This window comes from Streptomyces fildesensis (genome assembly GCF_016107395.1).
GTDB classification, from domain to species: Bacteria; Actinomycetota; Actinomycetes; order Streptomycetales; family Streptomycetaceae; genus Actinacidiphila; species Actinacidiphila fildesensis.
Genome location: NZ_JAAIKO010000050.1, coordinates 1 through 12,999 on the forward strand (window position 1 = coordinate 1; position 12,999 = coordinate 12,999).

14 protein-coding genes are annotated in these 12,999 nt (G+C 69.1%); 9 read left to right on the forward strand and 5 right to left on the reverse strand.

From position 1 onward, the window contains the following. Positions 1–158: 158 nt before the first annotated feature. Positions 159–866, reverse strand: coding sequence for a P-loop NTPase family protein (locus tag C6N31_RS36655; protein WP_198359139.1), 708 nt, complete (start codon positions 864–866; stop codon positions 159–161). A gap of 316 nt (positions 867–1,182) precedes the next feature. Between C6N31_RS36655 and C6N31_RS36660 the strand changes: the two genes are divergently transcribed. Then, a complete protein-coding gene (locus tag C6N31_RS36660; protein WP_198359140.1) occupies positions 1,183–1,404 on the forward strand; it encodes a hypothetical protein in 222 nt (73 codons plus the stop codon). 59 nt (positions 1,405–1,463) lie between these two features. On the opposite strand, the gene C6N31_RS36665 is transcribed toward C6N31_RS36660, so the two are convergent. Genes C6N31_RS36665 through C6N31_RS36680 form a run of 4 tightly spaced genes read right to left on the reverse strand, consistent with a single transcriptional unit; the run spans position 1,464 to position 4,560 of the window. Then, positions 1,464–2,465 carry a hypothetical protein gene (locus C6N31_RS36665; RefSeq protein ID WP_198359141.1) on the reverse strand — a complete coding sequence of 334 codons (1,002 nt, stop codon included), beginning with the start codon at positions 2,463–2,465 and terminating at the stop codon, positions 1,464–1,466. 13 nt (positions 2,466–2,478) lie between these two features. Then, positions 2,479–3,141, reverse strand: a complete 663-nt coding sequence (locus C6N31_RS36670) for a hypothetical protein (protein ID WP_198359142.1) — start codon at positions 3,139–3,141, stop codon at positions 2,479–2,481. Further along, positions 3,138–4,184 (reverse strand): C40 family peptidase, encoded by a 1,047-nt coding sequence (locus tag C6N31_RS36675; RefSeq protein WP_198359143.1) that lies wholly within the window; start codon positions 4,182–4,184, stop codon positions 3,138–3,140. Before C6N31_RS36675 ends, C6N31_RS36670 begins: the two co-directional genes overlap by 4 nt. Before the next feature lie 7 nt (positions 4,185–4,191). Next, on the reverse strand, positions 4,192–4,560 hold the full coding sequence (locus tag C6N31_RS36680; protein ID WP_198359144.1) for a helix-turn-helix domain-containing protein: 369 nt from the start codon (positions 4,558–4,560) through the stop codon (positions 4,192–4,194). 252 nt (positions 4,561–4,812) lie between these two features. Here C6N31_RS36680 and C6N31_RS36685 point away from each other — a divergent pair, with 252 nt between their 5' ends. Genes C6N31_RS36685 through C6N31_RS44570 form a run of 8 tightly spaced genes read left to right on the forward strand, consistent with a single transcriptional unit; the run spans position 4,813 to position 12,957 of the window. Then, a complete protein-coding gene (locus C6N31_RS36685) occupies positions 4,813–5,346 on the forward strand; it encodes a DUF6668 family protein (protein WP_198359145.1) in 534 nt (177 codons plus the stop codon). Next, entirely contained in the window at positions 5,339–5,638 is a 300-nt protein-coding gene (locus C6N31_RS36690; RefSeq protein WP_198359146.1) for a hypothetical protein, read from the forward strand. Before C6N31_RS36685 ends, C6N31_RS36690 begins: the two co-directional genes overlap by 8 nt. 47 nt (positions 5,639–5,685) lie before the next feature. Continuing rightward, entirely contained in the window at positions 5,686–6,432 is a 747-nt protein-coding gene (locus tag C6N31_RS36695; protein ID WP_198359147.1) for a DUF8175 domain-containg protein, read from the forward strand. Next, the gene (locus tag C6N31_RS36700) at positions 6,432–7,658 is read left to right on the forward strand and encodes a TrbL/VirB6 family protein (protein ID WP_198359148.1); all 1,227 of its coding nucleotides are present in this window, start codon (positions 6,432–6,434) and stop codon (positions 7,656–7,658) included. The genes C6N31_RS36695 and C6N31_RS36700 overlap by 1 nt, the downstream gene beginning before the upstream one ends. A 36-nt stretch (positions 7,659–7,694) precedes the next feature. Beyond that, positions 7,695–9,194 (forward strand): SCO6880 family protein, encoded by a 1,500-nt coding sequence (locus tag C6N31_RS36705; protein WP_198359149.1) that lies wholly within the window; start codon positions 7,695–7,697, stop codon positions 9,192–9,194. An 18-nt stretch (positions 9,195–9,212) separates the two neighbouring features. Beyond that, entirely contained in the window at positions 9,213–10,676 is a 1,464-nt protein-coding gene (locus C6N31_RS36710) for a putative type IV secretion/conjugal transfer ATPase (RefSeq protein ID WP_198359150.1), read from the forward strand. Further along, entirely contained in the window at positions 10,673–12,430 is a 1,758-nt protein-coding gene (locus C6N31_RS36715; protein ID WP_198359151.1) for a type IV secretory system conjugative DNA transfer family protein, read from the forward strand. Before C6N31_RS36710 ends, C6N31_RS36715 begins: the two co-directional genes overlap by 4 nt. After that, positions 12,427–12,957, forward strand: a complete 531-nt coding sequence (locus tag C6N31_RS44570; protein ID WP_307811583.1) for a DUF4913 domain-containing protein — start codon at positions 12,427–12,429, stop codon at positions 12,955–12,957. Before C6N31_RS36715 ends, C6N31_RS44570 begins: the two co-directional genes overlap by 4 nt. Positions 12,958–12,999 lie beyond the last annotated feature (42 nt).

Below are 12,999 nucleotides of genomic sequence, written 5' to 3' on the forward strand. Positions count from 1 at the left end.
CTCGGCCGCTGCTTGGTCCGCGGCCGCCTTCTCCGCTGCCGCCCTCTCGGCCGCTTCCCTAAGCTGGCGGTCTTTCCGCGCGTCGGGATCGGGTGGAGCAATATCCTTGCCGGCGGCCGCCACCAAATCCGCGAACTGCTTCGGCCTGTTGATCTCGCTCATGCCGGTGCACCGAGCCGAATGACCTTGTACGGCTCGCCAAGCGCGGCAAGCAGTTCATCGCCCATGGCGTAAGCGTCCGCTGCGGCCTTGTAGGCGTTGAGCTCCTGGCTCAGGAAGACCGGCTGGCCGTCGAGCATCTCGTGAGCCCCGTATTTGCGGAGCCACGTGTCAAATACCGGCAACCCAAGGTCACGCAGACTGGTCTTGGTCTGCCTCGCCCGACCGAGCGAGGTGTACTCCACTTTGCTCAACAAGATCCGGTAGTTGGCCCCCATCGGCGACAGGTGGTCGCGGATGCTCCCCATCACGGCCTTGCTTACCGATCGCTCCGGCATAAGAGGAACGATCGTCAGGTCTCCGTCCGCCGCCGCTCGGATCTTCTCCAGGTCACGGTGAGGACCGTTGTCGGTCACGACGTATCGGAACTGCGTCATCTGTCGCACGCTGTGAAGTTCGGCTGGATCATCGCTCTCGGTCAGCTCGAACGGGATGGGGACCGCGAGGTTCTGGGCCATCTCGGTCACTCCCCCGTCCGTCTGCTTGCTGTCGGCATTGATCAGCAAGGTCGGGCCCAGCTGCCCGAGCATGTACGCGGACAGGAAGGCGACCGTGGACTTTGTGATTCCGCCCTTGCCTCCCCACACAGAGACAACCAACGGTCCGTCATCTCGGGGCGGCGCAATCCAAGACTCTTGATGTTCCATACTCACGGCCTTCCTGAACTTCCCAACTCTTGATGTTCAAGAGTTACAGCCTTGTGGCGCCACAAGCCGCCGCTGAGCCCACGGTACCGAGTACACAAGAGGCTTGAACATCCGAACAACGCGACACGCAAAGAACCATACTCCCTAAGTCTTGAAGTTCAAGACTTAGGGAGTATGGTTCAGCCTAAGTTCAAGAGTCTTGAACTTAGCTTTGGACGCAAGAGAGGGACCGGGCTTCCGACGGCCCGGCCCCTCAAGTTCGGCCCTGATCGGCGTTGACGCGCCGGGGGCCTTGATCCTGTTTGGAGGATCTGGAATGAGCGTAGGGGAGTGCTGGACCGAGCGGGACGCGCTGCAGGCCGATGCGGCGGCGGCTAACCGCGTGCGTGTGATGCGGCTTGAGCCGGGGGTGGTGGCGGGCCTGGCGGCGCTGTACGGGGACACAGGAGATCCGGTGCGGGATCTGTCAGCTCTCGGCGATGACGTGTTCGTCGACCGGTACGCGGCCGGAACGGTGCTGGGGGCCGGCGCCGCGTAAGCACCGCGTGAATGCCAGCGGGGCCCGGGAGTTCTCCCGGGCCCCGCTGGTGTTCTGGCCTATCGCTGCTGAGGGACTGCGGTGCTGTCGCGGGTGGCAGCATCCAGTTCCTTGAGGTGCCGTTGTGCGTGCAGGTAGGCCGTGTTCTTCTCGCCGGGGATGATCTGGCGCATGCGCAGAACAGCGGCGCCAACCGCTGCGGCTTCGTCCGGGTTCTGGATCGTGAGCCAGAGTGCGTGTGCACGCTTGGCCGCCTCATGTGCGGCAGCGTTGTCCTTCTTGTACGACCAGCGTTCGGCTACCTCGGCGTACATCACGACGGCGGCCGCGAGCTGTCCGCTCTCGGCGGCGACGTGAGCACGGGTTTCGCGGGCGCCGAGAGCGGCGGGGTGGCTGGGTCCATGCACGCGGGTCGCGGATTCGTCGAGCTCTGCAGCTAGGGCAAGGGCTCGGGCGAACGCTCCGGCCTCGACGGCTGCCCGGATCCGTAGGTATGTCGCAGGAGCGGGTACGCGCGGGTCCGGGATCGAGCGGACGGCAGGGGCGCTGAGCTGGGGGGCTGCTGGCGTCGTGTCAGGTGTGGCGGTCCGGGGCGGGGCGGGTTCCGGGGCGACCGGCTTCGGGGCTGGCTCCGGCGGCGTGCTGAGGGATGGGGCGTATCCGGGGACCAGCTGCGGTACGGGGGTGGGCTCCGGGGGAGTGACGGCGATGGGTGCGGGCGGCGGGGTGCCCGGCGTGGCTGTGCGCGGTCGCTCCACCCGTCCCCTCTTCCCGCGCTTGGTGGTTTTCGTGCGACGGCCGTCCCCGGCCTCGCTCACCTCACCGGTGGGGCTGATGATCAGTGGCCAGACGGTGCCGTCCGCGTCGGTGGCCTGTGCGCGGACGGGGCGGGGGAGTTCAGCGCCAGTGATGGCGGCCGCCACCGCGGCGACGGCCTCGGCCCGGCCCGGGTAGGGGCCGGGGCCGGTGAGCGGCCCGGAGAGGGTCACGGTGCCATCGTCGGCGGCGGTGAGCTGGTAGCAGGGCCAGGCGGGGACCTGGTCAGCGGTGGGTTTCGGCACGGCGGGGCTCCTCTCACTGGATGGTGACGGCGGATACGTGCCAGGGCTGGCCGTCCGCGGTGCGGATCAGCTCCACATAGGCGACGTCGGTAGTGGGTTTGCCGGTCCACGCGTCGCGGCCGTGTGGCGTAGTGGTGATCGTCCACTGGCGCCAGGCGTGCGCGCTGGTGTCGACGGGGCGGGCGGCGTCTTCGGTACGGGCGAGCGAGACGGTGGTGTAGGCGCGGTGCTTGGCCCACTCGTGCCACTGGGCGCCGGGGTCGGTCTGGGGTTTGTGCGCCTTCAACAGGCCGGCGTACTCGGGCGTCAGCCACCCGGCGACGGCCGCACGCACGCTCGCGTCGTGGGTGGAGACGTCCAACGCGGTGTCATAGGTCCACATCACGGTCAGCGCGCCCTTGCTCACGTCGGTGGCGTCGCGCTGGTCGACACTGGCCGGGACGGGGATCCCGCCGTGCGGGGTGCCGGTGGTGGCGGACGGCAGCGGCTGGACGGTGGGAGACCCGGTGGGGTCCGGGTAGGGCCCGGTCCCGGCCGGTGCGGTGGTGATGGCGGCGTGGGTCGGGGCAGGGCTCGGCCGGTCGTCGGTACTGTCGTGCGAGCAGCCGCCGGCCAGAATGACGGTCGCCACGGCGGCCGTGACCGCGAGTGTCCTTGGGGTGCGGGGCCTGGTCATCCGAACCGCCTGACGGTCTGGGGGACGCCCGTGTAGTACGGGTCGTCCAGAGAGGAAATCTTGACGACGTCGCCCGTCTTCGGGGCGTGCAGGAACTTGCGGTCGCCGATGTAGATACCGATGTGGTCGTAGTCGGTGCCACCGTGCAGCGCGAACGCGATCACGTCGCCCGGCCGCAGGTCACCGGTCTTGACTGCCGTTCCAACGGCCGCCTGCGCCTGCGAGGTACGGGGCAGCATGGTCTTGCCGCCCGACGCGTGGAAGATCGCGTATTGCACGAGGGAGCTGCAGTCGAAGCCGACGGTTCCGGATCCCTGGGCGAATCCGCGGCTGGGCCCGTCCACGGTGCCGCCGCCCCACGAATACGGGGTACCGAGCCACTTCTTCCCTGCTGCCACGACTCGTTGCCCGAACGGGGTGGAGACGTCGATGGCGGTCAGGTCGGAGTACTTGGGGACCAGCGACATGATGCGCTTGACGTACTGCTGGGTCTCGGGGAACGGCGGAATGCCGTGGGCCTGCTGGACCGCGCCGGGGCCGGCGTTGTACCCGGCGAGCATCAGTTCCGTGGGGTCGCCGGTCACGCCCTTGTATCCGGAGATCTCCTTCGCGAGCTGGCAGTCATACCGGCCCTGCGTCATGATCGCGTCGGCCGGGGTGAACGGGTCGGCCTTGCCGTCCTTGTCGGCGTCGACGCCGTACGTCGCCCAGGTGCCGGGCATGAACTGGCTCATGCCCTCAGCGCCCACACCGGAGACCGCCCGCGGGTCCCAATTGGACTCCGCCTCGATCTGCGCGGCGATGACTGGTGCTTTCACCGCCGGGCACAACTTTCCCGCTGCGATCACCCACGGCACGTACTCGGCCTTCACGCTGTGGATGTTGAGGGCGTCGCCGATGCCGTTGCCGATGTCGGGGTTCTTGTCGTCGTCCTCCTGGCTGGTGGCGCCGACGATCGCCAGGCTGAACACGAATAGGCCGGCGACTGCGGCCGCCGCCGCCACGGCGCCGACGGCGGCGACTTGGCCGGTGGTGCCGCTCATGCGGTCCTCAGGTCTGCGGGCTGCCTTCCCCGGCGATCAGGGCAACGAGAGCGGATCTGCTGAACCGCCATAGGCCACCGACCTTGAACGCGTCGGCTAGTCCTCTCTTGGCGGCGAGGGTCCGCACATGGCGCGGCTTGATCCGCAGGACCCCCGCGACTTCCTCCAGCGTCAGCACATCCGGATACCCGCTCAACAGCTCGCCGACGTTGTGGAACCGCCACACCCCGCCGACCTTGAACGCGTTGGCGATCTTCCCCTTGGCGGCGAGGGTTCGTGCCTGGCGCGGTTGCAGTCGCAATATCCCGGCGACTTCCTCCAGCGTCAGCACGTCCGGATACCCACTCAGCAGCCCGCCATCGACTCCATCGATCATGGCGACGCATCCTAATCATTGACAGCCCCCCGGACCTCAAGATGACCTAACTCGACCAAGGTTAGCGCTTCACGTACTGAGCTGACGGTTTTTCAACTCACATGACGCCACTCGACGTTACAGATACACTCATGACATGCTACGGAGAGGAATGGAGGGGGAGCCGTGACCGCCGAGACACCAGTCAATCCCTGGGTACCGACAGACACCCGTACTACTCCGGACAGTTCGCGACTGCAAACGGTTGCGCCCGTGCGTCCATCCGGCCCGGCTCAGCCGCAGGGCCCGGGAGTTCCGCCTCCGCCCACGGCCCTGAACATCGCCTACGTCCACCCCGCACCGTCCGGCGCGTGGTGGTGGCTGGGCTGCCACGGCGGCTCTGCCGTCAGCACGCTGGAGTACGCCGTACCCGGCGGCCGTGATGCCCATCGAGCCTGGCCGGTGGTCCAAGGCGGCGGCCCGGTGCCGGTCGTCCTGACCGCGCGCACCCATGCCATCGGTCTGCAGGCAGCCCAACGGGCCATCCAGCAATGGGCCTCCGGCGCCGTGCCCGGCGTGACGCTGCTCGGCCTGGTGCTCGTCGCCGATGCCCCGGGCCGGCTGCCCAAGGCGCTACGCGACCTGCGGCGCCTGGTCTCCGGTGGTGCACCCCGCACGTGGGACGTGCCGTGGGTGGAGGAATGGCGCTGCGGCGAGCCGCCCACCGATCACTCTCCCCGCCAACTCACCGTCCTGTCGCGCGAGCTGCAAAGCCTCGCCTCACCCTCGGGAAGCCGTCATGTCTGACCTGGTCTTTGCGGCCACTGACGCCGCGCACCACCTCACCACTCTTGCCATCCCCAACCCGGGACAGGGCGGCGAGCCGCCGTTCGCGCAAAAGTTGCTCACGATCCTCGGGTGGGTTGCCTGGGGCGTCACTCTCGCCTGCGTCGCGGGCGTCCTGATCGTCGCCGGAAAGATGGCGATGGCCCACAACCGCGGCGAGGGCGGCGAGCACGCCCGCGCACTGGGCATGGTCGGGGCCGCGTGCATCATCGCCGGGTCCGCATCCGCAATCGTCGGCACCCTGTGGGTCTGAGCTGATCGGCCCGTCACCGACCGCCACCGTCCGCACTGGGGGACAGCATGACCAACACCGATCAGTCGTCCACCGAAACCCGTGGCCCGTTCACCCGGACCTGGTTCATCATCTCGGCCGGTTTCATGGCCTGCGTGGGCGGCTTGCTGGCCGCTGTCCTGCTGTCGAGCGGGGATGACAGCACCGACGCGGCCCCGGCCCCCTCGCCCACCACCACGGCCGGGGTTGCGCCTACCGGAGCGCCGGCCGATGGTTCCTGCCCGGCGCTGGCCGACACCGATACGCGCGTTCCCACCACCGCTCCCGCCGGCGTGGAATGGACGCTCTTTCAGACGGTGGCGCTGCCGACGTCCAAGACGGCCGGTCCGGCTGTCACCGAGGGGGACGTGACCCGGTGCTATGCGCACACCCCCACCGGCGCCCTGCTCGCGTCCGCCCAGATCAACACCCGGTTCATCTTCGCCACGGACTGGCGGACCGTGACGGAGAAGCAGACCATCGGGGACGGCCGCACCAAGTACGTCACCACGCGGACCGCGGCTGAGGCATCCGCCGGGCCGGCCACCAACGCCCCGTCGGACCACGGGCAGATCGCGGCGTTCAAGTTCGTCACTTACAACGCCAACACTGCTGTGGTCCAGCAGGTGTGGCGGTTCCCCACCGGCCTGATGCAGGTGTCCACGGTGCCGATGATCTGGGATCACGGTGACTGGAAGCTGGAGATCGCGGCCAACGGTGCGACACCCACCGCTGTCACCTCGCTGGCCGATTACATCGTCTGGGCCGGTGTCTGATGGGTGCCTGCGACATCCTGCAGTGGCTCCCGCCCACCGCGGGCGCGTGCATCGCGGTCGACATCGTCGGGGGTGGCCTGAAGGACATCGGCGATTCGGCGTTCGAGAACATCGTCAAGTGGTTCGCGGAGGCCGCCGGGCAGACCGTCCAGGCCATGACGACCGCGTGGGTGAAGATCCCGACGCCCAACATCGGCGACGACAAGGGGCATGCGCTCGGCCCTGTGGCCTGGATGCAAACACAGCTCAGTTGGCTGGTGGGTTTCATCGCCGTGCTCTGCCTGCTGTTGGCCGCCGGCCGCATGGCCTGGGAACGGCGCGGCGAGCCAGCGAAGGAAGCCCTGGCCGGGCTGATCCGCTTGAGCATCGTCTCCGGCGGCGCCGTCAGTATCGTGGCCCTGCTCACCTCGGCGGGCGACCAGTTCAGTACCTGGATCATCGACAAGTCCACCCAATGCCCCAACCCGGGCTCTGGCTCCGCCGCCTGCGTGAGCGCCTTCAACGAGAAGGTCGGGGCGATGACGGCGTTCACCGCCAAGACCAACCCCGGGATGTTGCTGGTCATCGCCCTGCTGTTGCTGGCCAGCAGCCTGATTCAGATCATGCTGATGCTGTGCCGCACGGCGATGCTCATCGTGCTGGCCGGCACGCTCCCGCTGTCGGCGGCCGCGAGTTCCACCCCTGCGGGCAAGGCCTGGTTCCAGAAGTCGGTGGGCTGGCTGCTGGCGTTCGTCCTCTACAAACCGGTGGCCGCGATCGTGTACGCGGCGGCTTTCTCCTCCATCGGCCAGACCAAAGACACCGACCTCGTCACCCAGCTGTCCGGCGTCGTGCTCATGATCCTGGCGATATTCACGCTTCCCGCGCTCATGCGTTTCGTGACGCCGATGGTCGAGGCGGTCGCCTCCGGCGGCGGCGGCGGGGGAGCGGTCATCTCCGGCGCGGGCCACGCCATCGCCACCGGCGCGAAGGCCGTCCCGCAGATGCGGGGTGCGGCGGTCGCCGGTGAGGCGGGCAAGAAGGCGAAGGCCGCGAGTGGGTCGGGCAATCCTCCGGACGCTCCCCGCACACCGCCGGGCAACGGTCAGCAGCCTGACCCGCCACGCAATCCGCCGAACACCTCGCCACCGGACCAGAAGCCTCGGCAGACGCCGCCGGATCAGCAGCCCCACCGGACACCGCCGCCCAATGCGCCCGACCCGCGCATGCCCAAACCGTCGTCCTGACGGTGACCACGATGACGACGACCTAAGGGGGACCCCATGCCGACGAGTAGCACGCCGTCTCAGCTGACCTACGGCAACTGGCGCAAGCCGCAGACGGCCGGGTTGGGGAAGTTGGGCCTGGGCGGCACGCTGCTGCTGCTGGGCGGAATGATCGTGGTGGTCCTCACCGCCCTGGCCTCGGTGGTGGCGGCCCTGGTCCTGGCGGTCCTCCTGTTGATGGCTCTTGCGCCTTTGTTGGTCCGCGACCGGCACGGCCGTACCGCGCTGCAGCGCATGGCGGTACGGATCGGCTGGCGCCGCTCGGTATCCAACGGCAGCCACCTGTACCGGTCCGGGCCGTTGGGCCGCACCCGGTATGGCACCTGCCAACTGCCGGGGTTGGCCGCTGCCTCCACCGTGATGGAGGCCTCCGACGCCTACAACCGCCCGTTCGCCCTGCTCACCTACCCCAACACCAATCACCATGTTGTCGTCCTGACCACGGACGCGGACGGCGCCGGGCTCGTCGATCAGGACCAGGTCGATACCTGGGTGGCGCACTGGGGACAGTGGCTGGCCGGCCTCGCCCACGAGCCGGGCCTGGTGGGCGCGTCGGTGAGCATCGAGGCCGCACCCGATACCGGGGTGCGGCTGCGGCACGAGGTGGAAAGCAACCTGGTGGAGGGCGCCCCGGCGCTGGCCGCCGCCATGTTCGCGGAGGTCCTGGAGATCTACCCGGCCGGGTCCGCGCAGATCTCCACCCGCATCACCCTGACCTACTCCGGCGCCGCCCGGCCGGGTGTCCCGCGCCGCACGGCCAACGATATGGCCGTGGAGCTCGGCAACCGGCTGCCGGGCCTGACCTCCACGCTCGCATCCACCGGCGCGGGCCCGGCCCGGCCCATGACGGCCGTTCAGCTGGCGGAGGCGGTACGCGTCGCCTATGACCCGAGCGTGGCCACGCTCGTTGAACAGGCCCGCTCGACTGGTGGAAGCGGCCTGACCTGGTCGGATTCCGGTCCGATCGGGGCGGAGGAGACGTGGGAGCACTACCGGCACGACAGCGCGCATTCCGTCACCTGGTCCATGTCGGAAGCTCCGCGCGGTGAGGTGTTCTCCTCGGTCCTAACGACCCTGCTGCGGCCGCATTCCGACATCGCCCGCAAGCGCGTGACGCTGCTGTACCGGCCGCACGACCCGGCCGCCGCCGCAAAGATCGTCGAGCGGGACCGGCTCGACGCGCTGTTCCGGGCGCAGGCCGAGCCGGTCAGCAAGGCCCGCGAGAACGCGGCCCTGCGGGCCGCCGAGCAGTCCGCCCGCGAGGAAGCCACCGGCGCCGGGGTGCTGCGGTTCGCGCTGCTGTACACCGCGACCGCCACCGACGCGGCGGACCTGCCGCTGGTGGCGGCCGCGACTGACACCCTCTCGGCCCCGGCCCGCATCCGGCTGCGTCCGGTTGTCGGCTCGCAGGCCTCCGCGTTCGCGGCCGCCCTGCCCATCGGCCTGGTGCTGCCGTCCCATCTGTCGGTGCCGGCCAGCGTCCGCGACAACTTCTAATCACCCCGGGGGACTGCCATGGCCCGCAACACCACTCCCAAGACGCCCCGGCCGCCTCGTCCGGGGCTGCGCGGCTGGTCCGGACGCGGTGCCGGCGCGGTCACCTACATTGACCCCGCCCCCGAATGGCGCGGTACCAGCGTGCAGGTGTGCGGCCTGTGGCCGTACGGGGCCGGCTCCGGCACCCCCATGATGGGCGTCCCGCTGGGCCGTGACCTGATGTCCGGCGCCACCGTGTGCGCGGATCCGATCTCGTGGTTCCAGCGCGCGAAGCTGATCCGTAACCCAAGCGTTTTCGTGCTGGGACAGCCGGGCCTCGGCAAATCCACCATCATCCGGCGCATGGCGCTGGGCCTGTCCGGATACGGCACCCTGCCGCTGGTCCTGGGTGACCTCAAGCCCGACTACGTCGACTTGGTGCGGGCGATGGGCGGACAGGTCATCAGCCTGGGCCGGGGGAGGGGACACCTGAACGTCCTCGACCCCGGCGAGAGCCTGGCGGCGGCGGCCCGGCTGACCGGCGACGCCCGCCGGGCGCTGGAGGCCGACATCCACGGCCGCCGCCTGAACATGGTGGCGTCGCTCATCACCATCCTGCGTAACAACCCGCCCACGGACCGGGAAGAGAGCATCCTGGCCGCCGCCCTCAAGGTCCTGGACGACCGGCACGAGGGGATCCCGGTCCTGTCGGACCTGGTGCAGGTCATCAAGGACGCGCCGGAGGATGTGCGGGTGGTGGCCCTGGACCGCGGGGACATCAACCGGTATCGCGACATCACCGAAGGACTGGAATCCTCCCTGGTCTCCTTGCTGGGCGAGGGCCGGTTGGGCGAGACCTTCGCGAGCCACACCACGGAACCGATGCGCCGCGACAGCCCGGTCTGCTTCGACGTCTCCTCGATCGACGATTCGGAACTGCAACTGCAGGCGGCTTCCCTGCTGGCCTGCTGGTCCTACGGATTCGGCGCCATCACCGCCGCGCAGGCCCTGGCAGACGCGGGCCTGGAGCCGCAGCGGCACTACTTCGTGATCCTCGATGAGCTGTGGCGGGTGCTCGCCGCCGGGCGCGGCCTGGTCGCCCGCGTCAACGCCCTCACCCGGCTCAACCGGCAGATCGGCGTGGGCATGGCAATGATCACGCACACCATGAACGACTTGCTGGCGCTGCCGACAGAAGAGGACCGGATGATGGCGAAAGGGTTCGTCGAGCGGTCCGGGATGGTGATCTGCGGCGGTCTGCCGCCGGCGGAGATGCCGCTCCTCACACAGGTGGTGGGCATGTCCCAGGTGGAACAGGACATGGTCTCGGGCTGGTCCACCCCGCCCTCGTGGGACTCCGCCCAGGGGCGCGAGGCACAGCCTCCGGGGCTCGGCAATTTCCTGATCAAGGTGGGCGGACGGCCCGGGATTCCCCTGCACGTCGACCTGACGCGCGCGGAGCGGGACGTCAACGACACGAACCGCAAGTGGGCTCAGCGATGAGCGCGACCAACAAGCGCCGCGGCCCCAACGATGGTGTGTCCGCGTTCCTGCTGCCCATCGGGGTGGGGGTGTTCGCGCTGCTGGTCGGCGTCGGCTGGACGTCCGCACGCCTCGGCGCCGGCCTGTCGGACAAGCCCTTGCCGCCCGGCAACCCGTTCGTCCTGCCGTTCGCGCTGGCGAAGGGCACCTACGTGTGGCCCGGCGGCTGGGCGACCGGGTTGGCCGCTGGTGAGGGCCTGGTCCTGGTCGTACTCGCGGTGCTGGTGACCCGTATGGTCCTGGCCCGTCGGCGTGCACGGCCGCGTATCGACGCTGCCGCCCAACACATGGCCAAGGGCCGTGAGCTCGACAAGCTCTCGGCCGCACAGAATCGTGCGGCCGCAGTCCGGTGGGGCATCACGTCCCCGGATCCGGGTATTTTCGTCGGCCGGACGGTCATCGGCCGCCGCCCTCTGTTCGCCTCCTTCGAGGACATGCAGATCGACATCTGGGGGCCCCGTACCGGCAAGACCACTCGCAGGGCGATCCCCGCGATCGTCCGTGCCGGCGCCAAGCCCCTCTTCGTCACCAGCAACAAGCGGGACGTGGTGGACGCGACCCGCGGACCGCGCTCCGAACACGGCAGCATCCGTGTCTTCGACCTACAGGGCCTCATCGGCGAGGCCGTGAGCTGGTGGTGGAACCCGCTCACCTTCGTGACTGGCGTCGCACCCGCCCGACGGATGGCCGAGCATTTCGCCTCGGACGCCCGGGGCGCCAATGCCCGCACGGACGCCTACTTTGAGCCTGCCGGTCAAGACCTGCTGGCGTACCTGCTGCTGGCGGCGGCGCTCGACGGGCGCCCGATCACGCAGGTCTACAGGTGGCTGAGTAATCCGCGCGAGGCTGAGCCGGAGAGGATTCTCCGCGCCGCTGGCGCGGAGTACGTGCTACCTGCCGACGCGGTCAAAGCGGTCCTGATCGCACCGGAAAAGCAGAGGGGCGGCATCTACGGAACCGCCCTGCAAATGGCGTCGTGCCTGGTGAACCCGGCCGTGACCCGGTGGGTGACCGACAACGGGCACGACCTGCCGCAGCTCGACCCGCGCGAATTCGTGCGCTCGACCGACACCCTGTATCTCGTCTCCCGCGAGGGCAAAGATTCTGCGGGCGCCCTGGTCACGGCCTTGACCGTGGCGATCTGCGAGGCAGCCGAACAGTACGCCTCGCAGTCCCCGCACGGGCGGGTACCCGGCGGCATCCTCGGCGTCCTCGATGAAGCGGCGAACGTGTGCCGTTGGGCTGAGCTCCCCAACCTGTACAGCCACTACGGATCCCGCGGAATCAACTTGATGACGATCCTGCAGTCCTGGGAACAGGGCGTCGAAGTCTGGGGTGAAGGGGGTATGGCCAAACTCTGGGGGGCCGCGAATCTGCGGGTTTACGGCGGCGGCGCCGCCAGCGCGCAGTTCCTCAGCAACCTCGGCTCCCTCGTCGGCAACTTCGAGCCGGAGACCTACTCCCACAGCTACCAGCCACCGCAGCCGGGCAGCGGATTCCTCACCCGCTCCCGCTCCACCAGCACCTCTAGCCGGTCGGAGGAAATCCTCAGCGCTGCGGATCTGGCGGCCGTACCGCCGGGCCGGGCCGTGGTGATGGCCTCCGGCGCCCGTCCCACATTGATCGAGACCATCCCGTGGTGGACGGAGCCCTACGCGCCAGCAGTACAGGCATCGCTGGACAAGTACGACCCAGGGGCGGTGACGACACCGTGACGAGAATCGACGACGAGTGGGCAGAGGCCCCGGCCACCCCGGGCACGGAACCGGCGTCCCCGCCCGACCCGTCCAGCGACAAGAACGGCGGACGCGGCAAGCGCAAGGGAAAGAAGAAGAAGCCCGCTCCGAAACCGGTCTTCCAGTCCCTCGACGAGTTCGTGACGGAGTACCTCGCGCAGGTGATCCGGCGTCAACTCAACGGAAGTACCCAAACGTGGTGCCCGGCCTGGTGGAAGCATCCGGAGGCGATTTCGCGGCTGAGCGCCCTGTGGCGGGCCTGGGAGAACCTACAGCTGGAGCCGGCGTTGGGGATGTCCGTCTGGTGGCTACAGCACTGCGACCCGCACCTTCGGGCCCTGATGCATCCGGACACCGGACCGCTGGCTTCCTGCTCGCCTGAGGGCCACTCCGACTACGCGTATAAGCCCCTGCCGCTGGAGAAGTCGGACCCGGCCCTGTGGCTGTCCCCCTCGTTCAGCACCACCCCGGCACCGGAAGCGGTCCCCGGCACCTCCAACAACTGAAAATCCCTCGGCCGGGCACCCTGTGGTGCCCGGCCGGGGGAG